This window comes from Candidatus Cloacimonadota bacterium (genome assembly GCA_021734245.1).
GTDB lineage: Bacteria > Cloacimonadota > Cloacimonadia > Cloacimonadales > TCS61 > B137-G9.
The window spans coordinates 1-25,582 of sequence record JAIPJH010000042.1; the positions used below are offsets into that span (position 1 = coordinate 1).

The following is a 25,582-nucleotide window of genomic DNA, read 5'->3' on the forward strand; positions in this document are numbered from 1 at the left end:
CAATAATTTTCATGGGATTATCTCTCTCAGGAATTGGCCTGGACTCTAATTTTTTGGGGGAGATTTTCCCAGCATGATTTATTTGTATAGAAAATAATAAGTTAGAGTAAAAAAAAGAAGGTTTTGTGTTACAGAACCACAAAAATAAAGGGGAGGTATAGATGAAAAGAACCTTAGTATTAATTTTTCTGTTTATTTCAATTTTGTTGTTTGCTCAAACTGAAGTAACGTTGTGGCACTCCTATCGCGGTAACGAAAAAGAAGCCGTGATGCAGGTTGTGGAAAATTTCAACAAATCTCATACTGATGTAAAGATCAAGGCTTTGGGAATTCCCTACGATGCATTTCCCGATAAAATTACCGCTGCCATTCCGCGCGGAAAAGGTCCGGATATTTTCATTTTTGCCCACGATAGAATTGGAGGTTGGGTAGAAGCAGATATTATCGAACCGATCGATTTTTATCTGGAAGAAGATATCAGCGGAAATTTTGTGGAAGGTGCCTGGGAACCGATGCTTTACGATGGTTCGATGTATGGTTTGCCGATGAGCTTGAAATCGATAATCCTCTTTTACAATCCCAATATTATCAAATCTCCTCCCAAAACTACTGACGAAATGATCGCTCTGGCACATAAACACACCGATGCTGCCAATGGCAAATACGGACTGGTCTATGAAATTGCCAATTTCTATTATCATGCCTGCTGGCTGCAGGGTTTTGGTGGTAAGATTTTTAATGATAACGATATTCCCGTACTGAATTCAGCGGAAAATATCCGTTCCTTCCAGTTTGCCCAGGATTTGTTTTTGAAGGAAAAGATCGTTCCACCGGAAGTTTCCAATGTACTGGTTACTACTCTTTATAATGAAGGAAAAGCAGCAATGGTCATCAGCGGTCCCTGGTTTCGCGGTGAGATCGACGGCGTTCCCCACGAAGTGGAACTGCTGCCGATAATCAGCGAAGTTGGCAATCCTGCTATTCCTTTTATGAGTTCGGAAGGCATCATGATGTCTGCCAAATCTGAAAACAAAGATGAAGCCTTTGAAGTTATGGAATTTCTCATCAGCGAAGAAGCTGCTTTCATTTTTGCCACAGTGGGAAATCAGCCGGTTGCGCTGAAATCTGTTTACGAAAAACCGCAAGTGAAGAACGATAAATATCTGCCCAAATTCAAAGCTCAGATCGAAAATTCCCGACCCATGCCCAGCATTCCGCAGATGACGTCCGTCTGGTCGCCTGCTTCCACCGCCATCAATGCGGCTGTGAACGGCAAAGATCCCAAAGAAGTTCTGGATGAAGCTCAGGAAAAAGTGATGACCACTTTGAAAGCAGCGGGATATATCAAGTAATTTTGGAAAAAATGATATTTGGAATAATAGAAAGTTTATTTTTTGGAATCATGGGTATTAAATTCCAAAAGACAAATGCCAAATTTCAAATATATTTCAATGATCAAAAAACTAAATTAGAAACAAATTAATTATGAATTCCAATATGACTGATATTCCAAAAAAGAAAGTTTATGACTTGGAAGAAAGGACATTCATTATTGCGAAAAATGTACGACTATTTGTGAAAACATTGCCCCAAACAACAGCGAACTATGAAGATGGAAAACAGGTTATCAAATCTTCAGGATCTGTGGGAGCTAACTATATTGAAGCAAATGAATCTCTGAGCAAAAAAGATATTTTCATCAATTTTGGAGAAATCTAAATAATGATTATAAATTTCTATCTATTTCGAATTTTGAATTTATTTGTGATTTGTTGTTTGGAATTTGTGATTTGAACATGGTGAGGTAATATGAAACTTCATTTATCCTGGCGAATTATAGCACTGGCTGTAATTCTGCTGCTGTTTTATCTGTTGATGGGTAAATTGCTGTCCAATTCGCTGCACCACCAGAATGTCCGCTACACGCTGGATCTTACAAAGACCGATATTCAAACGATAGAAGCAGCTTATAAACCGCAGGAGCCGGAGTCTTTTGCCGCTTTGCAGGAAGTTTTGAAACTGCTGCTGGCAAATAATCAGGATATCAATTCCATGGCGGTGGTGCAGAAGCGGGATTTTGTGGCTCATTCCGAGGTGGAAATGATTGACGGGCAAATTACCAAAGAGATCTTCGACCGGCAGCGGGAAGTGGCAAAAAACTACGATCCGCAAGTGAAAGATTCTCATTTCATCTGGCAGAAATCGGAAGAGGAAAAAGGTGATTATACCAGCTATACATCTTATTACGGTATTTTTGATGGGAAAAAACTGATCGGATTTGTAGTTTATGATATTAAATTCCAGACTAAAATGCCGGTTCAGGCCAATCAAATGCTGATGATCATCTCGATCGCTCTCTTCTTCGTGATAGCAGTGCTGCTGGAAAAATTTATTCCCCGCTACAGCGCATATATCAGTCTGATTTTATTTATTTTGATGGTCTTGTTGATAAATAACAACATTGCTTCTCAACTGGAAAATAATCACAGATTGTGGCTGCTGAACCTGGAACAATATCAACTTGATTTGCAGCAGCAATTACATCATCTTCTGCCTGATCTCGATCTGCAAACACCAGACTGGCAGACGCTCATTCGTGGCTCCATCCAAACCTGGAATATCACTTTATCGGTTATCGGCGGCTTGTTTATTCTCTTTATTCTATCGGGGTTATTCGAAAAAATGCTGGCATCCATTATTCGTTTTAAAATGGCTTATTCCTACATTGCTCCTGCCATGTTCGGTGTTTTCCTGCTGGTGTTCTTTCCCTTTGTTTATGGATTTTTAATTGGCTTTACCAATTATGGATTGAATGATTTCGGCGGAAATCTGATCGAATATTTCGGCAATCTGCAGAATTACTCTTTCTGGAACTTCGTTGATATTCTCAAGATCATCGATTTCAACGATCCGCATAATTTTTATTACACGCTGGTGCACACCATTTTATGGACTATTATCAATGTGGTTCTGCACGTTTCGATCGGAGTGGGTTTGGCTTTGGTATTAAATAATCCGCAATTGAAAGGACGCACGGTTTTCCGGATTCTGCTCATTCTGCCCTGGGCGATTCCCAGCTATATAACGGCTCTCATCTGGCGCGGAATGTTCCATAAACAGTTTGGTGCCGTGAACGGTTTTCTGGAACTCTTCGGCATCGAACCGATCAGTTGGTTCACGCAGGCACACACCGCTTTCCTGGCAAATCTGGCTACCAACGTCTGGCTGGGATTTCCCTTCATGATGATCATTGCGCTGGGTGCTTTGCAAAGCATTCCCAAAGAACTTTATGAAGCAAGTGCTATCGATGGTTCCAGTCGCTGGCAGGCTTTTTGGAACGTCACTTTTCCGCTTTTGAAACCAGCCATGGTTCCCGCTGTAATTCTGGGTACAATCTGGACGTTCAACCAGTTTAATGTGATCTACCTGGTTTCCGGCGGTGGACCGGACGGAGCTACCGAACTGCTGATAACCGATGCCTATAAAATTGCTTTTGAACAATATCGCTACGGTTATGCGGCGGCTTATTGCATTGTGATTTTCGTTCTGCTGTTTGTTTATGGATTCTGGACGAACAAAATATCACGTGCTTCCGAGGGGGTGTATGAATGATCGGTTCCGATTCTAAAACTCGAAAATTTGTAACTTATCTGATTTTGATTTTGGTTACAATAATCACGATCTATCCTGTGCTCTGGGTACTGAAAGTTGCCTTTGGCGGGAAATCACTGCTTTCCACAAATCTCAGCCTGATTCCCGATAATATAAATCTGGATAATTTCAGAGCAGTATTTTATGATAAACCTTTCATGACCTGGCTGCGCAATTCGATCATAGTTTCTTTTGTTACGGTGATTTCCAGTTTGTTTCTGGCCACCACAGCCGCCTATGCTTTCTCGCGTTTCAAATTTCCCGGACAGAAAACAGGTATGCTGTCATTGCTGGTAACGCAGATGTTTCCCGGCGTGCTGATGATCATTCCGCAGTTTATTCTGATCTCGGAAATCCTGCATCTTTATGGCTCGATCTGGGGCTTGGTGATCATCTACTCTACCACAGCACTGCCTTTTTCCATCTGGGTACTGAAAGGTTATTTCGATACAATTCCCATCTCGCTGGAAGAATCAGCTACCATCGATGGAGCTTCCAAGGGTCGGATTTTCTGGGAGATAATCCTGCCGCTCAGTAAACCATCGATTGCCATTACAGGATTATTTTCCTTCATGACAGCCTGGAATGAATTTATTCTGGCAGCCACATTCCTGGATTCAGAATCGAAATACACCCTGCCTATCGGTTTGCGGCAGATGGTAGGAGAGTTTGGTGCGGAATGGGGAAGTTTTGCTGCCTCATCATTACTAGTCGCAATTCCTGTTGTAGCACTTTTCATGGCTTTCCAGAAATTCCTGGTGAGCGGTCTTACAGCAGGAGGAGTAAAAGGATAATTATTAATTAGAGTAAAAGAATCTCTAAAAGGAGGATGTGTATGAAGAAAAAAGTGTTTTTGTTGCTTCTTAGTTTTTTGTTCATTACCACGGTTCTATTGGCCAAAACGGAAATAGAATTCAAAGACCCGAGAGGTGATGACAAAGGACCGGGAAACTACATTTATCCCACCGATCCGATCTATGTATCGGGATCGTTCGATCTCTTGAAAGCATCGATCGAAGACAAGGGGGATGAAATTGATTTTAAAATAACCTTCAATGCTCCGGTTACATTTAACTGGGGTGATTACTGGGATGTGCAGCAATTGCAGATCTATCTCGATTTTGATCATGTGGAAGGTTCGGGCAGAACCGAAACTATTCCGGGAACCCAAGTACTGGTCGATTCTAAAGATGCCTGGGAAAAGGTTGTCTTTATCGATCCACACACTGTTCCCAAGATCAATGGTGAGATAAAGCTGAAAGCCGCACATATGAAAGATGATATCGTGTTGCCTTCCAAGATCAAACCGATTGGCAAATCACTCAAGGCAACTGTAAAAAAAGCCGATCTGGGCGTGGACGAAAATGTAGATATTACAAAGTGGGGTTATGGCATTCTAATGCTGAGCGCTACCGGATTTCCCGGAGATTGGTTAGTTCTGATGCGTCGCGTGAATGAATATGAAGGTCAGCATCGCTTCGGTAATGGTGCCGATGGAGCCGGCGATCCCAACGTGATGGATATGTTCGTGGATAATGCTGACGGCTCAGATGATGAAGAAGCAATCCAATATGACATGCTGGACGATTGGGAAAGCGGCATGGATCCGGTAGATACATCCCAGGATAAACTGACAACAATTAGACTGGTTTATCCCAGTGAATGATAGAAAATTGGAATATCCAATAAAAAGAAAAAAAACTCAAAAACAGGAGGGTTAAATGAGAAAAACGTTAGTTGTTGTTTTACTGGTAATGCTGGCATCATGGATGTTTGCACAGACCAGAATCGATGTTGGTACAACCATTTACAACCAGTTTCGCTGGACAGATGGTATTGCCTCGATGGGTGCACATACAGAAACACCCTGGAATGGTGGCAGAGCAGATGTTCACAAAGGAAATTTCATGCGCTCGGAAGTACAGTTTGAAGTTAATGCTTCCATCAGTAAATATGTGAAAGCATATCTGCGTATGAAGACTATCTGGGATGCAGATGATGGCAACAGCAGTGTAGAAGCAAATGCTTCTGCCTGGCAGACTTACTGGGATGCCAATACCGGCTGGTTCAAATTGCGTGGTTTCCGCATTGATCTGATGCCCGGATGTAAGTTTATTGATCAGATCCAGTTGGGAACTCCCATGGGTCTGGCATTCAGCAAGTGGTTCATGGCCGATCGCCGTTATATCGACCGTGATAATACAAAAGGTATCTACGCTCGTGGACATTTTGGTGAGATTAACTGGAACTTGATTCGAGTCTGGCAGCCCAACTGGCAGGGTTGGAACTGGAATACCGGTGATTTCAAAGCTGAAGATGGAACCTGGGCTTTCAACTTAAACACTATGTTGATGGACACTCATAATTTAGCTTTTGATGCTTTCTGGTTCGCCGACACAGAGTTCGATCCGGAAGATATGGAAAATCCCAATTACAACGGAATCGGAGATGAAGATCCCAACGGGATTATGTCTACTAAGGAAATATATCAGAACTTTGGTTTTGGATTAAATGAAAAATGGGATGTTTCTGATGTTATGAGCCTTGATTTCAACCTCATGTACACAATCTCAGCTGCTAATGATAGCCTGGATATGGATGAAGACAATATCATTGATGGTTATGGCTTTTGGGAACCGGTTCCCATGTATGCCAATGTTGGTGCTCCCAGTGGAGTTTTTACTTTAAGAACAACAGATCCTTTTGATATGGGATTAACACCAAGTTTCCAGTTCTTCTACATCAATCACAACTATACTTCCTTCTGGGGCAGTCGACGTGAAGATGATATGCTGATGATCAAAGGCGGTATCGATGCAATGCGCAATACCTATGGCGAAAGACTTGGTTTAAACGCATTCTTGTGGGACAGCGATCAGAATGCTGTTCGTCATGAATTCCGCGATAATGAAAACTTGAGACTGGGCGAAGATCTGGTTGAATCTCCTGTCGGCTACTGGGGAGCAACTTTAGATCTTCAGCACGATCTGGATATCATGACGATTAAAGGTCAGTTCAACTATCTGGGTAGAACCGATAATACAGGTGGAGACACAGATGTGGAAGACGATCTTTATGAAGGTTCTGGAACAATGTACATGCCTGCTCACGAATTTACCGGAATGGTATTTGATCTTGGCTTGAGCGGACGCCTGGCTGGCTGGAACTGGGGATTCGACTTTGATTATGGTATGTGGGAAGATGGTTTTGATGGTGATATTGATACTGATGATATGGCCACAACGGCGATGGTTGTTAAGCCAATGGTTGGAAAACAACTCACCAATACCATCGGTTTCGAATTCTATCCAGCTTACCAGATGGTTACCGACGAAGTTGGTGGCGAAACAGATATGGAATGGAATCAGATCGTGATCGGACACAAATGGGTTTACAACATGGGTGGATTTGATTTCTGGCTGAGAGGAGAACATAAGATCTACTCTTATGATGATCAAGATGATACAACAGATGAATTTGATCTTTCTTCCAACACGATCCATGCCGCATTTGAAGTAAAATTTCAGTAAAGAAATGATTATTTCGGGTTGCAGCTCTTGCTGCAGCCCGAAGTTTTTTAGGTGAAAAATTGAAAAAAATATTAATAGTACTTTTAATGATACAAACCTTCTTTCTGGCAGCAGAAGTTTTAATAGAATTGCAGGATGATATTGGTGATGATTATGGTGATGGTAAAGTAACTTATCCCGAACATACGATGTTCACAGAAGGACTCTTTGATATGGAGAGCTTTCGCATCGAAGAGGTGGGGAATTATTATAAGTTTGTGGTAAGGATCAGAGGAAAGGTGGATTATGTGGAATATGATGAATTCGGATACAAATACGGTATTCCCGATGATTTCATCTTCCCCCTGGTTCAGATCTATATCGATACCGATCATAAGATGAATTCCGGCCTGACAGAAACCATAAATGGAACAAACGTTACCATTGCTCCTGAAAGTGCCTGGGAAAGGGCTGTTGTTTTCAGCTCGCTGCCACAGAAGTTTCGAGCCAGTATCCAGCGTAATCAGGAAGTATTTCTTCCCAGAATTGCAGTTCCTGATAAGATAAAGATTTCCAGTGATAAACAAGAGATTTCGGTAAAAATTTCTAAGAACTTTTTAGGCAAGATCCAAGAGGATTGGGGCTTTGCTGTTATGATGTTCTGTCATGATGTAACCACAACCGTTAAGAAGAATAATTACACGATGGAAATCAAAGCATCATCATCTCTTTTCAATTTTGGCGGTGGGCATGGAACTCTCTATTTCCGCTACAATCCCAATGTGATTGATATGATAACTCCGCCTTTTCAATCGCAAAAAAAGATCCTGCACGATTATGATGTGGAAAACAAAACTTATGTCGTTGTCGAAGCTGTTTATCCATTTGGTTCCAAGCTGCGCTCCAATGAAACAATCGGCGAAGTAAAGCAGGTGTCAGAAGATAAGGTCGTGGTCGATCTGGGAACCGATCAGGGTGTGGAGGCAGGAACAAAATTAATAATAGAAAATCAATATATCGTGGAAGTTCAGGATGTCTTTCCCGGACTTTCCATTGCAAGTTTCACCAGTGAAGATGATATTTATGAGATCAAGGCAGGAATGAAAGTAAGGATCTGGCAGGAATAGAGAAAAAAGCTCTCCTTTGTAAGGGGAGATCCGGCAGCTGCCGGAGAGGGGTTTGGTAGATTTATGATTAATGTTGAGATTTTGAAACAAAATAGCTCTCAGACAGAATATGACAAACCCCCTTCCAGTAGAATATTCATTGGATTCCACGGGATTAATTTTGTGCCCTCTTTCCAAAGAGGACAAGTTTATTTTAGGATTTGAGTATATGAAATTAATTACATTTTTGGTTGTTTTCGTGTTCTGTTTCCTTACTGTCTGGTCGAATGATATTATTCCTCAATCCGGCAAAACCTACTGGTGGAATGATACTGTTTTCTACGAAATTTTCGTGCGCAGTTTTGCCGACAGCGACGGCGATGGAATCGGTGATCTGCAGGGACTCATTTCCAAACTGGATTATCTGAATGATGGAAATCCTGAAACATTCAGCGATCTGGGAATTAGCGGAATCTGGCTGATGCCGGTCTGCCAGTCTCCCAGCTATCACGGCTACGATGTAACTGATTACCAACATATCGAAGAAGATTATGGTACCAATGCAGATTTTCAATTGTTGATGGATGAATGTCACAGGCGCGGAATAAAAGTTATCGTTGATTTTGTGATGAATCACTGTTCCAGCCAGCATCCCTGGTTCATAAAAGCCAAAGCCAGCGATGCCTATTTTAAAAGATGGTTCCGCTGGAAGCACAATAAACCTTCCTATCTGGGACCCTGGAACCAGCCGGTGTGGCATGAAGCGAATGGTGAATATTATTTTGGACTGTTCTGGGGCGGAATGCCCGATCTGAACTACGAGAACAAAGCAGTTCGCAAAGAGATGAAAGATATTGCCAAATTCTGGTTGAGCGAGATGAAAGTGGATGGCTTCCGCTGTGATGCAGTGAAACACATTTACGAAGATGGTGCAGTGATGGAAAATGTACCGGAAACTTTTACCTGGTGGCGAGAGTTTCACGATTTTTATAAAGGAATCAATCCCGATGCCATGACGGTGGGCGAAGCCTGGGACAGCTCGGACATCGTTGTAAAATATCTGGATAATCGTTTTGATTTCTGTTTTGAGTTCGATCTGGCCAATACGATAATTTCTGCTGTGAATAATGCTGATGCGGATTTACTTAAATACAAATTAGCTGAAATAAATGAGATTTATCCCTACCTGCAATACGGCACTTTCCTCACCAATCATGATCAGAACCGGGTGCTGAATCAACTGGCATTTAATGTGGAAAAGGCCAAATTTGCAGCTTCCATTTTGCTGACCCTGCCGGGAATTCCGTTTATTTATTATGGTGAAGAGATCGGTATGACAGGCGCTAAACCCGATCCTGATATCCGCACACCTATGCAATGGAATAGCACTGAGTTTGCCGGCTTCAGTTCTGCGGAACCCTGGCATTCTGTGAATGATAATTATTCTGAATATAATATGGAAGATCAGCAAAAAGACGAAAATTCGCTTTGGCGAGTTTATCGGAAAATGATTACATTGCGAACTGAACATCCAGCACTCAGACGAGGAACAACTCAAATATTGAATTGTGATCGTGACGACATACTTGTACTACTTCGTATTTATCAGAATGATGTCGTTATACTGATTTATAACTTCAGCAATGATTTATCCGATCTTCTGCTGCCATCACAACCAACCGGTCTGGTGGAGGCAGATTATAATATTTTAACTGAACCTGCAGCAGCAAAAATCACCAGATTGCAAATTGATTTTGAGGGCAGATGGCAGGATCAGATAAAGCTGCAGGTTCCCGATAAAAATGCCTTAAAAGTATATTTGTTGCAAAAAAGAATTATTATGGAAGATTAGATGTGGGAGGAATAAATGGCAAAAGTAGTATTGGAAAAAGTTAATAAAATTTTCGACGGCAAAGTTCACGTGGTCAAAGACAATGATCTGACAATTGCCGATAAGGAATTCATGGTGCTGGTGGGGCCTTCCGGTTGTGGAAAATCGACAACTTTGCGCATGATCGCCGGTTTGGAAGAGATCACCTCCGGCAAGATTTACATAGGTGATCGTGTGGTGAATGATGTTCCTCCCAAAGACAGAGACATCGCTATGGTTTTCCAGAATTATGCTCTCTATCCGCATATGACGGTTTTCAATAATATGGCTTATGGCCTGAAACTGCGCAAACTTCCCAAACCAGAGATCAAAAAACTGGTAGGAGAAGCTGCTGAAATCCTTGGTTTGGAAGATCTTCTGGAACGTAAACCAAAAGCACTTTCCGGAGGGCAGCGTCAACGTGTTGCCCTGGGAAGAGCCATCGTGCGCCATCCCGAAGTATTCTTGTTCGACGAGCCGCTTTCCAACCTGGATGCCAAACTGCGCGTGCAGATGCGGGCCGAGATCAGTAAACTGCATAAACGACTGAATACAACCATCATCTATGTGACGCACGATCAGGTGGAAGCAATGACCATGGGCGATAGAATAGCTGTTTTACACGAAGGACTCATTCAGCAGGTGGATACTCCACTCAACCTTTATGACCATCCCAAAAACATGTTCGTTGCCGGTTTTATCGGCAGCCCGTCCATGAATTTTATTAAAGGAAAGCTGGAAAAAAAAGACGGGATCAATTTTGTAGCACCCGGAATTTCACAGAATGTGCCGCCGCAGTTTCATGATAAATTGAAGAATCATCTCGACAGAGAAGTGATGATGGGTATTCGTCCTGAAAACATAAAAATCGAAAAGGAAGCAAAAACCAAAGCGCTGGTGGAAGTGGTAGAACCCATGGGCAATGAGATCATCTTTTTCTGTGCTATAAAAGACAATAAATTCCTGCTGCGTGAGGAAGAAAGAATTTTAACCAAGCCCGGTGAAAAGGTGCCGATTTCCTTCAAAATGGAATATGCCCATTTCTTCGATCTGGAAACAGAAGAATCCATCAATTATGATTTATAAATAAAGTTATTAAGCTTAAAGCTGATTTGAATTTCTCAGATCGGCTTAGCTTTCAGCTGATATTTTTTATCTTTGACTGGGAAACTTTCACTAACTTAAATTGTAAGTGAACATTTTAAATCATGTTGATTTAGTGTGTTTATTATCAATGGAGAGTGCCGATGAAGAGAAACTGGAAATTCGTAATTAGTCTCTTATTTTTCATTTTTGGTTTATTCTCACAGGAAAATGGTATTACAGTCAGGGTTGGAGTTTACGAAAACTATCCTAAGGTTTTCAGGCAGGAGAATAAAGAAGTAGCTGGAATCTTCCCGGAAGTATTACAATTGATCGCCTCCCGAGAGAAGTGGCAGCTTGAATATGTGCCTGGCAGCTGGGATCAGTGTCTGCAGCGGCTGCAAAATGCCGAAATCGATATCATGGTGGATGTGGCTTATTCGGAAGCGCGGGAAAAGAGTTTCGATTTCTGCAGTGAATCTGTAATCATAAGTTGGGGTAGTGTTTACGTTGTACCCGGGCTGGAAGTCAATTCTGTTCTGGATCTGCAGAACAAAAAAATCGCTGTGATGCGTAACAGTATTCTCACCAACGGCGAAGATGGAATCTACAATTTAGTTAAACGTTATGGAATTAACAGCACATTTGTCGAAGTAGATGATTATTATCAGGTGTTCGATCTGATCGATAAAAGAAAGGTTGATGCAGGGGTGACCAATCGTGATTTCGGAGCTGCTTTTCAGGATGAATACGACGTGAAAAAAAGTGACATTATCTTCTTTCCAACCCAATTGAGATTTGCCTTCCCGAAAGATAACCAATTTGCCCAAAAACTCATCCCGGAAATCGATAAGAATCTTCTCGAAATGCAGGAAAATATGGATTCTGAATATTATGATATCCTGATTAAGTATAATCTTTATCCTGAAAAAAAGTTACCAAACTGGATTTTTACAATAATTATAATTCTATCCACTTTGCTGCTTGGGTTTATGGCGGTATATCTGATATTGAAATGGCAGATTCGCAAACAGACCGAAACACTTCAGCAAACAAACAGGCAATTGACCGAAGAGGTCAAAATGCATCAGTCAACACATCAGGAGCTGAAGGAAAGCCGGGAAATATACCGAAATTTTGTAGAAAATATTCCGGGTATGGTTTATATATACGATGTGGATGAACGGGGAAATAGACTGCCGATCATCAAAACTTCCCGCAATCAGGAATTTCTGGGCGAAGAAGTGGGAACGGCAATCGAACAGGATTATAATAGTTTCTTTGATTATATTGTAGATGAAGACAAAGACAGAATTCAAAAGCTATCATCCGAAATAGAAAAAGGTAATAGAGCTTTCGATTTTGAATATCGGGTAAAATTGTCAGGTAATAAGATCAAATGGTTTCGATCTATCGGTAGGGTTCGCAAATTGCCAAATGGTTTTATCCGCTGGCAGGGCGTAATTCTGGATATTGATGATCGCATGAAGGTGGAGAAGCAATTGGAATTGCATCGCAAACATCTGGAAGACTTGGTGGAAACCAGAACGCAGGATTTACAGCAAAAAACTGAAGAATTGGAAAAAGCCAATCGTGAGCTTCTGGAAGCAGATAAACTGAAGTCTATTTTCCTGGCCAGCATGAGTCATGAACTTCGTACACCGCTAAATTCCATCATCGGTTTTACCGGAATTCTGCTGATGGGCATGGTGGGAGATCTTACCGCTGAACAAAGAAAGCAGTTGGAAATCGTGAAAAAAAGTGCCAGCCATTTATTGGACTTGATCAATGATATTCTGGATATTTCCAAGATTGAAGCAAATAAAGTGGAATTGGAAATTGAAAAAATTTCAGTGAATGAATTGATAGATGAAGCGGTACAATATATAAAACCAAAGGCGGAGGGAAAGGGTGTGAAATTGATCTGTGATATTGCTGACAAACTTATCATGTTCACCGATCGGCGCCGATTGAAACAGATTTTGTTAAATTTGATGAGTAATGCAGAGAAATTTACAGATGAAGGAAGCATCACAATTGGTGCAAAACAGCTTGATGAACAAATCGAATTCTGGGTGCAGGATGAAGGATGCGGCATCAAACAAAAAGACATGAAAAAGCTGTTTGAACCTTTTCAGCAAATTGATGCTACACTGACCAAAAAACATGATGGGACCGGCTTGGGATTGCATTTGAGCGAAAAGCTTACAACTCTGTTGGAAGGCAAAATTTCCGTGAAAAGTGAATTTGGAAAGGGTTCGACCTTTACCGTTGTATTACCGCAAAATAAATTAAAATTATTTTCTGCAATTGAGCAGGAGGAGACAGATGAGTAGGATCTTATTGGTCGAAGACAACGAAGCAAATCTCTATTTGATAAGGTATATGCTGGAAAAACATAATCATGAAGTGATCATTGCCAAAGAAGGGCAATTGGGTGTCGATCTGGCTCTGCAAAAGCTGCCCGACCTGGTGATCATGGATGTGCAGCTGCCGGATATCAATGGCCTGGAAGCGACCAGACGAATCAGAGCTCAGGAAAAGGGTAAAAATCTAAAAATAGTTGCTTTAACTTCTTATGCTATGCCCGGAGATCGGGAAAAAGCCTTGAATGCAGGATGTGATGGTTATATGGAAAAACCGATAAATCCCGAGAATTTTGTGCCCGAATTGGAAAAGTATTTGTAATTTATTGCGAGGAAATCATGAAAATTTTGATAGTAGATGATAAGCAGGATGCTCGATATCTCCTGAAACTATTGCTGGAAGGCAGAAAGTATGAAGTCATTTCTGCCATACACGGCAGGGAAGCTCTCGATCTTCTGGAAAAAAATAAGGTCGATATGATCATCAGCGACATTTTGATGCCGGAAATGGATGGTTTCAAATTCTGCCAGATCTTGAAGCGTGATAAAAAAAGAAAAAATATTCCTTTTGTATTTTATACCGCTACTTATGTGGATAAAAAAGATGAAAAATTTGCTTTGGGACTGGGAGCCGATCTTTTTTTGCGCAAGCCGATGGAACCGGAATTGCTGCTCAAAGAAATTGATGATCTGTGTCAAAAGATCGCAACAGGAAAGTATTCACCTTCCGAATTGACCTTGAAGCGGGAAGCAGATATTTACAAACTGTATAATGAAAGATTGATCCAGAAACTGGAACATAAGATCGACCGGCTGGAAGAGGAGATCGAAAAAAGGGAGAAAGTGGAAGTAGAATTGAAAAAAATGGTGGCAGAAAAGGAGGTACTGCTCAGGGAACTTTATCATCGTACCCTCAATAACATGCAGGTTATCAGCTCCATGTTGAAATTGTATTCTGCTCGGGTTCTCGATGAGAAATGGCTGAAAATCGTCAAAGACATTAACAGCAAGATCAAATCTACAGCTCTGGTTCACCGCAAACTTTATGAGTCTAATGACCTTTCTCATCTCAGTCTCAAAGATTATTTTATTGATCTTATAAACTATATCAGAAACAAATTCTGTCCAAAAAATAAAGAGATAACGATATCTTATGAAATTACTGATATCGCTGTACTGTTAGATACTGCCATTCCACTGGGTTTCGTTCTGAATGAACTGCTGATCAATGCTATCGAACATGCTTTTCCCAACCGGGAAAAGGGAACTATTCATATAAAAGTGGAGCAGAGTGATAAGAACTTTATTTTGTTTTCAGTTCAGGATGACGGAATTGGTTTGCCCGAAGATTTCGATATGAATTCCGATGATAACCTGGGTCTGGTGATTGTTGACAGCATCATTTCCAATCAGATGAATGGGGAGATCAAATACCTTGTAGATGGTGGTACAAGCTGGCAGATCAAGATAAAAGATGAAAGTTACTGTGAACGAGTTTAATAATATTTTTGCTTTGGAAAGAGGTGATAATGAGTAATAAGAAAAAGATTTTAATCGTGGAAGATGAAACCATCATTGCCTTGTCTCTGAAGCATGATCTGGAAAGTTTGGGTTTTCAACTTCTAACGCCGGTTTCTACCGGCGAAGAAGCTGTTTGTATTATTTGTGAAGAATGTCCCGATCTGGTGTTGCTGGATATCAGGCTGGCTGGCGAGATGACTGGATTGGATGTGGCAAAATCTGACAAATGCCAAGATATTTCCAAGTTTATCATCTTTATGACCGGTTATGTAACTCCCGAGATCAAAGCAGAAGCGTTGAAGCTAAATCCGATCGGTTTTCTGGAAAAACCGGTAGAAGTGGAAGATATCTTAGATCTTTTGCAGAAGATCAGCTGAGATTAACTGATAATTATTTTCGGTCTTACCACTCCTGCTCTTATCTGGGTGTGTCCGTTAATGTAAACTGATTTTCCATTATTCTGCTGCAGAAATTCAGCGTAATCCTGGAACATAGAAAATTCTCCGAATCCTTCTGTTAAAATCAGGGGAAAGGGTATTGCTTCATTACCGGTTAATGCCACGCCGATCTCATCTCCGATGAATTTTACAAGATCTGCCTTATCGATGGAAGCAGCCACCACTCCACTTACTTTTTTATCTACTGCTTTTTGCAGGAAGGCAAGATCGATTTTGCCGGCAAAAACCACAATATCACTGTCGGCTGCTTTGGATATTTCAGCTTGTTTCTCCAGAAATTTGATTTTACCCCAGGCTTCGCTTCCAAACCCGATAATACCGTTTAAACAGCTTCCTTCAAACTCGATGGTAGCGGAATGTTTATCTTGAATAGAGATGACTTCTCCACTGATGCCAGCCTGACGCTGATAGGGCTCTTTATCATATTGGACAATAACAGTTCCGGTCTCTTTATTGATCTCTTTGATGGTTCCCGTATTGGGAGCTGAGACCAGCATCGGATGTCGGGTTTCTCCCACATCGATGATCTTACTGGCGATGATATCACCGGCGTAGACAAAATCATTAAGGCTCTTTTTCATATAACCTACAATGTTGTGGGGTTTCACATTCAGTTTTTTTGCCACCTTGATCTTTTTCGGTTTGTAAGAATAATCCTGAATTTCCCGCATGATGATAGTGCCGGAATCGATATTGATCTTTTCCACCCTGCCGCGCACCGGAGAGTCGAAATAGTAGTGCTGAAAGCGGAATTCATCCAGAAGCGTGCGGTTGCCGATTTCAGCGATGCGCTGTCCGTATTTTACCTCTTCTCCTTCTTTGATGCGCAAAGATTTTTCCAGATTGTCTGGATTAAGGTTCAGATAACTCTTGTCGTAAAGAGTGATCACATAAACGCGGGGCGGATCGAACAGATTCTCGCCAATCACGGTTTCAGTCTGCACTTTGTCTCCGATCTTCACGTTGATACTGCCGGCATAGGGAAGTTCAACTTTGTGCTTCAATTTTCCCGTCTCGATCTTTTTCTGCTGGGTAAAGGACAGAAAATCATCTGCGATCAAGCCTGGAGCTTCAGCAAAATCATAAAGCTGCAGCACATTGTTTTCCTTGTCAAAATCAAGTTCCAGGGCAGCATCGATAAAGATGGGGAGGTCGCTCTTGAATTTGAATTCCTGCCTATCGGGTTTCAGATAGAAGCCTTTATTCATAACAACTTCCACTGTTTTTTCAAGCCTCTTCTCATTTTCCAGGAAGATGACATCTCCCACTTTTACATCATATTTTTTATCTGCAATCTTCAATTTCATGACAGCTTGGCCCTGTTTCCACTTTTTGCCCAGAGGACGAAGAGCAAGGCCGACTTTATCAAAACATTCATCTTCCAGAAGGGCAGCCGCCAGAGATTCATCCACAGCAGCCAATTTGCCCAGGTGAGGAGAGATAAAGTGACGATCCCGCCAGATCTCGGTAATGCCTTCCGGCTTGAAACCGTCGTAGATGATAACAAAAGCCTGATTCTGATTTTCAGTTTTGGCCAGTACACCTCCGGAACCGATCAGAATATTGATATCGTGCATGTGGAATTTTTTAGCTTCCAGAGCCTGTTCGAAATAGAAGGTCTCCGTGATCTTTCCCAGGTCTGTGCGAGACGATTTTATCTTATCTAAAAAGCCGATCTGTTTGGTGTTGAAGTTCATCTCCATATGCTGTTTTTTACTCATGCTTATCGCCTCCCGGGCAACAGCGTGTTCGATCGCCATCTGCAGGGAGTTTTTGGCAATAAAAGTGGGATAGAGCATTTTGTTGGCAATATAGTTTCGAGCATAATTTTCAGCGATCTTTGCCGGCAACCAGCGGGTTATCTTGTTCCGTCCGGCATCTTTCTGCACATTGGAAATGCTGTAGCTCATACCATAATTGGCACTTACAGTGCGAAAATATTCTCCCATAATATTGGAAAAAACATCCGTGGTAGCTCCACCGATATCCACCGCCATCACATTCTCATCCAGTTTTTCGCTGACCAGCTGCAGAGCCTGAATTACTCCCGTCGGGGTGGGAATGATGGCATCGGAAACCAGCTTTTTCAGGTTTCTGTAACCCGGAGCCTGCTCCATCACGTTTTCCATGAAAAGTTTGTGGATCTTCTCCCGGGCAGGTTCCAGATTCTCATCTGTAAGGGTGGGACGAATATTGGGTACGATATAAAGCTCGAAACGCTTCTGGAAAAGCCCGGCTACAAACATCTGGGCATCTTTATTGCCGGCAAAAATGAGGGGTATTTCATCCTTTTCACCGAATTTAGGTTTGGGGTTGGAAAGCTGCAGGATCTCTCCCATACGTAAAAGCGAAGCAACAGCTCCGCCATCTATACCGCCGGACATCAAGATTATATCGGGATGCAAAACACCCATGGCCTGCATCTGTTCCAGACTGCTGCGCTTATCATCGATAGCAAAGGTGTCTAAGATAACGCCACCGGCTCCGTAGGCACAGCGTTTTCCACTGCTGGCGCTATCGAACATGGTCAGCCCGATCACCAGGATCTGTAAGCCTCCGCCGGCACTGCTGGTAGAAATGTATAAAGTGTCGTCATTAAATCTGGGATTGGCCTGGGTAGCATTGGCAGCCAGAAGCGAGATCTCCATTTTTTTCTCAATTTTGCGAATTGCCTGAAAAACTCCGATATTCACATCTTCCAGTGGTTTTTCCACCGTGGTCCCGGCATGTTCTATAGCCCTGATGAGAAAATCGCCGGACTGGGATTTCTGCAGGAACAGGGCTTTGGTGGTGGTGCTGCCTACATCGGTGATTATCAGTTTTTTTTTAGATTTAAGAAGCTCATTTTTCTGAGCCCAGAAGGGAATCTTGGCAACATTTTCTCTGGCCATCAGCTTTGCTTCTGAATCGGAAATCCCCATCTGCTCCTGCAGTTTTTCCCGGGTCTCTTTCAGTACCTGAGAATAGCGTTTCTGGTAGCCGAATTCGTCGGTACAGCTGCTGCATAATTTACTGCCTATTTTACCATCGGCAAAATCAGGGGCATCTTTCATAACTTTGCCGCAGCTTTCACAGATATGTAATTTATTCATCTTCCATTTCCTCTCTTTTGGTTAAAATTGCTAAAAAGGTCTCAATTATTTCGGTTTTGAATTTTTCGATCACACTGCTATCTTTTACAAAAATATTTTTTAAACTCAAGTAATAATTCAGGGTTCCAAAGAAGAAATTCAGAGCAGAAGGTATCTTGATCTTTTCATATAATCCGGCGGCGATTTTTTCTGTCAGGAATTTATGAAAATGTTCGCGAATAATCGATTGTCGAAACAGGATCATGCGGCGCAGTTCAGGTGAGTAGAAAGGCAGTTCCCGAGCCAGTACCGAAAACAGGTCTTCCGATCTTTGTAATTCGTTTAGGTAGACCAGCAGCATCTGCTCAAAATCGCCGGCAGAAACTATCACTTTCTGAATACTGCGGTTTATCTCACTGAGCTCCTTATCCAGTATTTCCAGGATAAGCATGTTCTTGTTTTTAAAATGCAGAAAAAGTGTGCCGTGAGCCACTTCTGCCTTTTGCGCGATGGCAGCTGTGGTAGCGTTCAGAAAACCGTTTCTGATCAGTTCCTGCCTGGCAACCTTCAGAATATGTTGCCTGGTTTTCTGCTTTTGAAACTGTCTTTTATTCACGCGCCCTCCTTTTCACTGAGTGAATACTCACCGAAATTATGAGGCTTGAAAAAACTGTCAAATGAAAAATTTAAGTAGCAGTTTCACTTGAAGTCGGAAATTGTATGTAAAGGTTGCCATATCATTACCAGTTACAGGCATTTTAAAATTTAAAGAAAGAATCATGAACAGAAAACTGGAAAGCCTGGAAGATTAATCAGGACAAATAAAAAAGCGGAGGAACGTTCCTCCGCTTTTGCAATTTTAATCTATTTCTTTTAACGGCCTTTAGATTCGGTTCTAAAATCACCCAGACCGCTACAGCCACCTTCCGTCAATTCAAAATCAACGCTGATATCATCATTAATTTCGATATCTTCGATCAAGACCATGGGATAAGAACCAGGCTTATTGGCTCTGCCGTCATAAATACCCGGCTCGACATCAACTATTTCATAATAACCATTGGCATCAGTCGTAGATGTAATAACACTACCACAGGTACCACCACCACAGTTACCACCATTACCGCCATTGCCGCCGTTACCACCGTTGCCACCGCCGCAACCGCCACCAGTGCCGGCATCGATCAAGACGAAACGCACGTAAGCACCTTCTATGGCAACTCCGGTATCAGCATCTGTAACATAACCATCAACGGTTACCGATATCAGAAGAGCTGCACTGAGCAGCATACTTAACATCAAAACGATTTTTCTCATTTATCCTCCAATTTTTACTAACACTTATTTAATATTGCTAAAATCTGCCGTCCGTTAAATTCTGTCAAGTTTTTGCAGAAATTATTTTACAGTGTGAAATATAATAGGAATTAAACTGGCAGAAATGAATAATGTGAAATTACATTTTAGGAAGAAAATTATTTTCTGCATTAATTTTCCGCTAATCTCTACCCTGTAGACAGCTTACAAAATATTTATTGATTTGCTGTTTTTTTCTTCTTCCCATTCTCCTTGACACCTCGTTTTTGAAATAAAAAATATCCGGTGAAATTATAAGAAAAATTTGGGATAAGAGGGAAATTTTGTAATGGCTTTTGTTCACCTGCACAACCACACACAATATAGTTTATTAGACGGTGCCTGTCGTGTTGACAAAATGATCACTATGGCCAAAGAGTATGGTATGAAAGCAGTTGCCATGACCGATCACGGCAATATGTTCGGTACCATAGATTTTTATACGAGAGCCAGAAAGGAAGGCATCAAACCTATAATCGGCATCGAAACTTATATTATCAATCATGAGCTGGATTCGGATCAGAACAAGAGTGATATTCGTCATCACCTGGTGCTCTTGGCAGCTGACCTGCAGGGCTATAAAAACCTGATGAAACTTTCCTCCAAAGCTTTTCTTAAAGGATTTTATTATAAACCGCGTATCAGCAAATCCCTCTTGCAGAAATATTCGGAAGGCATCATCTGCCTTTCTGCCTGTCTGAAAGGTGAAATACCTCATCTGCTTTTAAGCGGTCAGGAAGCCAAAGCTCAAAAAACTGTGGAATTCTTTAAAGCAACCTTTCCCGACAGATTCTATATTGAACTGCAGGATCATGGTCTGGATGATGAAAGAAAAGTTCAGCCGCTTTTGATAAAACTGGCTGAGCAGACAGATACACCTTTGGTGGTTACCAACGACTGCCACTATCTGAAAAAAGAAGATTCGGAAGCGCATGATGTTCTTCTGTGCATTCAAACCGGTAAAACCTTTGCCGATACCAACCGCATGAAATACAATACAAATCAGCTTTACTTCAAGACCGAAGAAGAGATGCGCCAGCTTTTCCCGGATATCCCGGAAGCTTATGATAATACAGTAAAAATTGCTGACCAGATAAATTGCGAATTGGATTATAATGATTTTCTTTTTCCCAGGATAGAGCATCCTCCCGAATTCAAGAATCACACCGAATATATTCGCCATCTCTGTTATGATGCTGCAACCAGGAAATATCCCGAAGTTACAGATGAATTGAAAGAAAGAATTGATTATGAACTATCTGTTATTCGTAAAATGGGCTATGAAGAATATTTTTTGATCGTAAAGGATTTTATCGATGCTGCCCGGAAAATGGATGTACCGGTGGGACCGGGACGTGGTTCTGCTGTGGGTAGTGTGGTCTCATATCTTTTGGGAATCACAACTATTGAACCTATAAAATACGGTCTTTTCTTTGAACGGTTTTTAAATCCCGATCGAATTGGAATGCCGGATATCGATATTGATTTCTGTGCTGAAGGACGGGGCAAGATCATCGAATATGTGATCGAAAAATACGGTCGGGAAAGTGTAGCTCAGATCATCACCTTTGGAACCTTGAAAGCTAAATCGGTGATCAAAGATGTTGCTCGGGTTATGGAAGTTCCAGCCTCAGTTGCCAATGAGATTACAAAACTTATTCCTGGCGGACCGAAAGTAACATTAGAAGATGCTGTAAAACAGTCCAGAGAATTTGCTGATAAAATGGCCGAAGATGATGACAAAACTTCCATTTTGACCCATTCCAAAGTTCTGGAAGGCTTGATTCGTCATATTGGAGTTCATGCAGCCGGTGTTGTGATCGGACCGGGAAAACTATCCAATTATGTTCCCTTGGCCACAAACAATCAAAAAGGTGGCGAGCTGGCAGTGCTGGTTCAATATGAAGGCCGCTGGCTGGATGATCTGAAAATATTGAAAATGGATTTTCTGGGTTTGAAGACCCTGACCCTGATCAAAAAAGCAGTAAAACTGATCAAACAGTCTCAGGATGTGGAAATCGATATTGACCAGGTTGATATCAAAGATGAAAAAACCTATGAACTTCTTTCCCAGGGCCACACAGACGGGGTTTTTCAATTTGAATCGGACGGCATGAAAAAATATCTCTGCAGCTTAAAGCCCAATGTCTTTGAAGACCTGATCGCCATGGTAGCGCTTTATCGTCCGGGTCCCATGCAGTTCATTGAAAATTTTATCAATCGTAAGCATGGAACCGAGCCGGTAACATTTCTGCATGAGCTGACCGAAAATGCCCTGAAAGAGACTTATGGAGTTACCGTCTATCAGGAACAGGTGATGCAGATTGCCCGGGAAATGGGCGGATTGACCGGAGCGGAAGCCGATACACTGCGAAAAGCAATCAGTAAGAAGAAACAGAAAACCATGGATCTTTTGAAGGTTAAATTTGTGGAAGGCTCATCCCGCAATGGAGTACCACCCCATGTAATTGAAAAGATCTGGAATGACTGGAAGGATTTTGCCAATTATGCCTTCAATAAAAGCCATGCCACAGCCTATGCCTATATTGCCTTCCAGACAGCCTATTTGAAAGCCCATTATCCGGTGGAATTCATGGCTGCACTTCTCTCTCTGGAAGAGGACCCCACCAAGGTTACGAAATTTATCGGGGAGTGCAAATCCATGGGCATCGAGGTGATTCCTCCCAATTTGAATAAAAGCCAGTGTGAATTTGCCGTGCAGGGCAAAAGGATTTTATTTGGCTTGCAGGCTATCAAGAATGTGGGTGCAGCTGCCATCAAGGCGATCATTTCCGAACGTGAAAAAGATGGAGAATTTAAAAATATCTTCGATTTCTGTTCCCGGGTAGATACTATGGTCTCCAATAAAACAACTCTGGAAAGTCTGATCTGCGCCGGTGCTATGGATGAGCTGGAAGGTAATCGGCATGAAAAATATACAGTTATCGAAAATGCTCTTAACTATGCATCAGGAGTGCAATCAGAGAAAAAACGCGGTCAGATAATGCTGTTCGATACCATGACTGATGAAAATGATGAAGAGATTGAATTCACCCCGGAAATGCCTTCTGAAAAAGAGTGGTCTTTGAATGAAAAACTGCGTCGTGAAAAAGAAATTCTGGGATTTTACTGGTCGGGCCATCCGCTCAATCAGTACAAAGAATTGTTAGAAGAATTTATCAATATCGATACAGAAACAGCCGAAGCAAATCCCGAAAAAGTTCCAGCCAATATCTCCATAGCCGGAATAGTTTCGGAAATAATAAAAAAACAGGGCAGAAGAGGCTCTCCCTTTGCCATTGTCAAGCTGGAAGACCTTACCGGCATTTTCGAGGTTACCCTTTTCAACGAGGAATATGAGAGGTACCTGCCGCTGATGAAGGAAGGAAAATCTCTCTTCATCGTGGGCAAGAAATCCGGTTATTCCAATGGCAATGAAACCATGCTGCGTGTAGTTCCCCGCTTTGTAATGAACTTTGACCAGCTGGCTCATCATCTGATGGGAGAGATCTTTGTGAAAATTCCCGAGGTTAGGTTCACTGAGGAATTTTCTAAGCAATTACTCGATCTATTTAAACAGAGTCCCGGAAAGTTTGGAGTACATATCGCTGTTGAATCAGCCAAATATAAAGCATTGAACCTGCATCCACGTCAACTCAGGATCTTTCCGGACCAGAGAATCAGACAGTTGTTCAGAGAGGTGGAAGGAGCCTCCTATCGCATCAATCTGAACTTTAACTAGCGGAGGAAAAAATGAGAAGACAGGCGATTGTTCTGCTGCTGATTTTAGCAGCTTCAATGCAGGCTTTAAATGTATTTGTCGATGCCAACCGGTTTCAGGATGAGAATAAAAATACAATTCTAGAGATCAATTATCAGGTTCCCTACAAGAGCCTGGAATTCCTGAAAACACCCAATGGTTTTGAAGCACTTCTGGATGTGGAATTCTACCTGGTAAAGGGCGACAAGATCGTTTATGATTACGGTTTTCCCAACGCCATAATCGTTTCCAACAAGCAGAAGACCAGATCCAGCGACTATTTTACCGACAAGATATCGATTACGCTTTCCAAAAATTTTGAAGTGCTGGTCAACTTTATAGATAAGAACAGCGAAGAGAGCTCCAACTGGAACTACAATTTTGAAGTGCTTCCCTCAAAAGCTCTGCTTAGCGATCTGGAATTCTCTCTCGATGTCAGTGCCGATACAACCAGTTTTTTGCAGAAGTTTCATCGTGAAGGTTATCTGTATAGAGTCATACCGAGTCATATTTATAACAAAACTATTACAGATAATTATTATATTTACTGGGAATTATATAATCCATTTTCTGAGGAAAAGGACTATACCATTAGCAAAACCCTTTCCTACCACGACAGCCTTATTTTTCAAGAGACCGAAACTCTGAAGCTGACCAGCCAGCGTAAGATCAGACTGGATAAAATGGCTTTGAGTGACCTGGAGGAAGGGCTCTATGAGTACGAAATTCAGGTCAGATCAGATACTCTGACTGATCTGCGGCAGGATTTTTTCAGCGTCAAGAGCTATAAAATCAGCACGCAGCGTTTATTTGTGGAGCTGGAAGACGAGTTCAAACTGATCTCATATTTTCTTACTTCGGAGCAGACCCGCAGCTGGCCCACCCTTTCCAAATCGGGTAAGCTGGCTTTTATAGAGCGTTTCTGGACAACTAATAATCCCGATATCGATGCCGAGGAGAACAGCTTTTTTGAACTGGTAAAAGAAAGGGTGCTCTACTGCAATCAGCATTTCTACCACTTTGAAAAAGGCTGGAGTACAGACCGGGGAAGAGTTTATATACGGCATGGCCAGCCGGATGAGATCATTCGAGGAAATACCGGGCTCAATACTAAATATACCCAGAAGGAGTATGAAATCTGGAAATACAGAACTACAGAAAATCTTACCTACATCTTTGTTGATCTGCAGATGAGCGGTAATCATAAATTGATCTATTCCGCCGGCGATGAAAAAGAGAACACCTATCCCAACTGGGACAGTTATCTGGGAACCGATTTCGACCCGACAGTTCTGGAATAGTTCCGAATAATTCTTACCAGTATTCCCGGGGCAGGAAAGCATCAGGGAAGTGCTTCAACTCATAGCTTCTTTTATTTTTGATGATGGCGATTATATCGAATCTGGTAGGCAGATCTTCCAGCTCGGGATGCCTGGCTAAATAATCCTGAGCAGTTTTGACCAGCTTCTTCTGCTTGGCTACAGAAACGCTGCTGACTGCTTGATCCAGGTTGGAAGAGCGCAGTTTTACCTCCACGAAAATAACTGTGTCAGCTAATAAAGTTATGATATCTATCTCACCAAATCGGCTGTGATAATTTTTCTTGAGAATTTCATATCCATTTGATAATAAGAAATTTGCAGCCAGCTCTTCGCCGAATTTCCCTAAATAGGCTTTTTCTTTATTATTCATAAATCACTACTGTCCTGTTATAAGTTAAACAATACCAATTGTTTAGAATCGGAGGGTGTAGTTTTTCTGTAATCCGATTTTGTAAGTAGTTGCAAAATAGGCACTTTTTCAAAAAGCGAGACACTCAAAATTTGTAGAA

At 41.7% G+C, this 25,582-nt stretch carries 19 protein-coding genes; 15 read left to right on the plus strand and 4 right to left on the minus strand.

The window, feature by feature from the left end; all coding sequences use genetic code 11:
• The first annotated feature begins 161 nt into the window (after positions 1 to 161).
• The 13 genes from K9N40_07785 (at position 162) to K9N40_07845 (ending at position 15,483) form a co-directional block, all read left to right on the plus strand.
• The gene (locus K9N40_07785; protein ID MCF7814363.1) at positions 162 to 1,352 is read left to right on the plus strand and encodes an extracellular solute-binding protein; all 1,191 of its coding nucleotides are present in this window, start codon (positions 162 to 164) and stop codon (positions 1,350 to 1,352) included.
• Between the two features lie 145 nt (positions 1,353 to 1,497).
• Positions 1,498 to 1,719: a four helix bundle protein gene (locus tag K9N40_07790; protein ID MCF7814364.1), complete on the plus strand. Its 222-nt coding sequence runs from the start codon at positions 1,498 to 1,500 to the stop codon at positions 1,717 to 1,719.
• A gap of 90 nt (positions 1,720 to 1,809) precedes the next feature.
• On the plus strand, positions 1,810 to 3,612 hold the full coding sequence (locus K9N40_07795) for a sugar ABC transporter permease (GenBank protein MCF7814365.1): 1,803 nt from the start codon (positions 1,810 to 1,812) through the stop codon (positions 3,610 to 3,612).
• A complete protein-coding gene (locus K9N40_07800; GenBank protein ID MCF7814366.1) occupies positions 3,609 to 4,445 on the plus strand; it encodes a sugar ABC transporter permease in 837 nt (278 codons plus the stop codon). Before K9N40_07795 ends, K9N40_07800 begins: the two co-directional genes overlap by 4 nt.
• A gap of 41 nt (positions 4,446 to 4,486) precedes the next feature.
• On the plus strand, positions 4,487 to 5,317 hold the full coding sequence (locus K9N40_07805; protein ID MCF7814367.1) for a hypothetical protein: 831 nt from the start codon (positions 4,487 to 4,489) through the stop codon (positions 5,315 to 5,317).
• Positions 5,318 to 5,372: 55 nt separating this feature from the next.
• Positions 5,373 to 7,181 (plus strand): hypothetical protein, encoded by a 1,809-nt coding sequence (locus K9N40_07810; protein MCF7814368.1) that lies wholly within the window; start codon positions 5,373 to 5,375, stop codon positions 7,179 to 7,181.
• Positions 7,182 to 7,240: 59 nt separating this feature from the next.
• Positions 7,241 to 8,287: a hypothetical protein gene (locus K9N40_07815; protein ID MCF7814369.1), complete on the plus strand. Its 1,047-nt coding sequence runs from the start codon at positions 7,241 to 7,243 to the stop codon at positions 8,285 to 8,287.
• Between the two features lie 208 nt (positions 8,288 to 8,495).
• Positions 8,496 to 10,118 (plus strand): alpha-amylase, encoded by a 1,623-nt coding sequence (locus K9N40_07820; GenBank protein ID MCF7814370.1) that lies wholly within the window; start codon positions 8,496 to 8,498, stop codon positions 10,116 to 10,118.
• A 15-nt stretch (positions 10,119 to 10,133) separates the two neighbouring features.
• Positions 10,134 to 11,222, plus strand: a complete 1,089-nt coding sequence (ugpC, locus tag K9N40_07825; protein ID MCF7814371.1) for a sn-glycerol-3-phosphate ABC transporter ATP-binding protein UgpC — start codon at positions 10,134 to 10,136, stop codon at positions 11,220 to 11,222.
• Between the two features lie 161 nt (positions 11,223 to 11,383).
• Complete coding sequence (locus K9N40_07830; GenBank protein ID MCF7814372.1) at positions 11,384 to 13,555, plus strand: transporter substrate-binding domain-containing protein; 2,172 nt, start codon at positions 11,384 to 11,386, stop codon at positions 13,553 to 13,555.
• Entirely contained in the window at positions 13,548 to 13,907 is a 360-nt protein-coding gene (locus K9N40_07835) for a response regulator (protein ID MCF7814373.1), read from the plus strand. The genes K9N40_07830 and K9N40_07835 overlap by 8 nt, the downstream gene beginning before the upstream one ends.
• A 17-nt stretch (positions 13,908 to 13,924) precedes the next feature.
• A complete protein-coding gene (locus tag K9N40_07840; GenBank protein MCF7814374.1) occupies positions 13,925 to 15,085 on the plus strand; it encodes a response regulator in 1,161 nt (386 codons plus the stop codon).
• Positions 15,086 to 15,114: 29 nt separating this feature from the next.
• Positions 15,115 to 15,483, plus strand: a complete 369-nt coding sequence (locus tag K9N40_07845; protein MCF7814375.1) for a response regulator — start codon at positions 15,115 to 15,117, stop codon at positions 15,481 to 15,483.
• Positions 15,484 to 15,485: 2 nt separating this feature from the next.
• Here K9N40_07845 and K9N40_07850 read toward each other — a convergent pair whose 3' ends face one another.
• The 3 genes from K9N40_07850 to K9N40_07860 form a co-directional block, all read right to left on the minus strand.
• Positions 15,486 to 18,656, minus strand: a complete 3,171-nt coding sequence (locus tag K9N40_07850; GenBank protein MCF7814376.1) for a glutamate mutase L — start codon at positions 18,654 to 18,656, stop codon at positions 15,486 to 15,488.
• Positions 18,649 to 19,251 carry a TetR/AcrR family transcriptional regulator gene (locus K9N40_07855; protein MCF7814377.1) on the minus strand — a complete coding sequence of 201 codons (603 nt, stop codon included), beginning with the start codon at positions 19,249 to 19,251 and terminating at the stop codon, positions 18,649 to 18,651. Before K9N40_07855 ends, K9N40_07850 begins: the two co-directional genes overlap by 8 nt.
• Positions 19,252 to 19,508: 257 nt before the next feature.
• A complete protein-coding gene (locus tag K9N40_07860; GenBank protein MCF7814378.1) occupies positions 19,509 to 19,952 on the minus strand; it encodes a carboxypeptidase-like regulatory domain-containing protein in 444 nt (147 codons plus the stop codon).
• Positions 19,953 to 20,280: 328 nt separating this feature from the next.
• Between K9N40_07860 and K9N40_07865 the strand changes: the two genes are divergently transcribed.
• Both K9N40_07865 and K9N40_07870 read left to right on the plus strand, forming a co-directional pair.
• Positions 20,281 to 23,733: a DNA polymerase III subunit alpha gene (locus K9N40_07865; protein MCF7814379.1), complete on the plus strand. Its 3,453-nt coding sequence runs from the start codon at positions 20,281 to 20,283 to the stop codon at positions 23,731 to 23,733.
• Positions 23,734 to 23,744: 11 nt separating this feature from the next.
• Entirely contained in the window at positions 23,745 to 25,052 is a 1,308-nt protein-coding gene (locus tag K9N40_07870) for a GWxTD domain-containing protein (protein MCF7814380.1), read from the plus strand.
• 13 nt (positions 25,053 to 25,065) lie between these two features.
• Here the strand turns inward: K9N40_07870 and K9N40_07875 are convergent, their stop codons facing one another.
• Positions 25,066 to 25,443 carry a YraN family protein gene (locus K9N40_07875; protein MCF7814381.1) on the minus strand — a complete coding sequence of 126 codons (378 nt, stop codon included), beginning with the start codon at positions 25,441 to 25,443 and terminating at the stop codon, positions 25,066 to 25,068.
• Between the last annotated feature and the right edge of the window lie 139 nt (positions 25,444 to 25,582).

Bases quoted from the DNA above. Each gene is read 5' to 3' on its own strand.
- K9N40_07785 (MCF7814363.1), top strand. From the start codon at position 162: ATGAAAAGAACCTTAGTATTAATTTTTCTGTTTATTTCAATTTTGTTG.
- K9N40_07790 (MCF7814364.1), top strand. From the start codon at position 1,498: ATGACTGATATTCCAAAAAAGAAAGTTTATGACTTGGAAGAAAGGACA.
- K9N40_07795 (MCF7814365.1), top strand. From the start codon at position 1,810: ATGAAACTTCATTTATCCTGGCGAATTATAGCACTGGCTGTAATTCTG.
- K9N40_07800 (MCF7814366.1), top strand. From the start codon at position 3,609: ATGATCGGTTCCGATTCTAAAACTCGAAAATTTGTAACTTATCTGATT.
- K9N40_07805 (MCF7814367.1), top strand. From the start codon at position 4,487: ATGAAGAAAAAAGTGTTTTTGTTGCTTCTTAGTTTTTTGTTCATTACC.
- K9N40_07810 (MCF7814368.1), top strand. From the start codon at position 5,373: ATGAGAAAAACGTTAGTTGTTGTTTTACTGGTAATGCTGGCATCATGG.
- K9N40_07820 (MCF7814370.1), top strand. From the start codon at position 8,496: ATGAAATTAATTACATTTTTGGTTGTTTTCGTGTTCTGTTTCCTTACT.
- ugpC (MCF7814371.1), top strand. From the start codon at position 10,134: ATGGCAAAAGTAGTATTGGAAAAAGTTAATAAAATTTTCGACGGCAAA.
- K9N40_07830 (MCF7814372.1), top strand. From the start codon at position 11,384: ATGAAGAGAAACTGGAAATTCGTAATTAGTCTCTTATTTTTCATTTTT.
- K9N40_07835 (MCF7814373.1), top strand. From the start codon at position 13,548: ATGAGTAGGATCTTATTGGTCGAAGACAACGAAGCAAATCTCTATTTG.
- K9N40_07840 (MCF7814374.1), top strand. From the start codon at position 13,925: ATGAAAATTTTGATAGTAGATGATAAGCAGGATGCTCGATATCTCCTG.
- K9N40_07845 (MCF7814375.1), top strand. From the start codon at position 15,115: ATGAGTAATAAGAAAAAGATTTTAATCGTGGAAGATGAAACCATCATT.
- K9N40_07850 (MCF7814376.1), bottom strand. From the start codon at position 18,656: ATGAATAAATTACATATCTGTGAAAGCTGCGGCAAAGTTATGAAAGAT.
- K9N40_07860 (MCF7814378.1), bottom strand. From the start codon at position 19,952: ATGAGAAAAATCGTTTTGATGTTAAGTATGCTGCTCAGTGCAGCTCTT.
- K9N40_07865 (MCF7814379.1), top strand. From the start codon at position 20,281: ATGGCTTTTGTTCACCTGCACAACCACACACAATATAGTTTATTAGAC.
- K9N40_07870 (MCF7814380.1), top strand. From the start codon at position 23,745: ATGAGAAGACAGGCGATTGTTCTGCTGCTGATTTTAGCAGCTTCAATG.
- K9N40_07875 (MCF7814381.1), bottom strand. From the start codon at position 25,443: ATGAATAATAAAGAAAAAGCCTATTTAGGGAAATTCGGCGAAGAGCTG.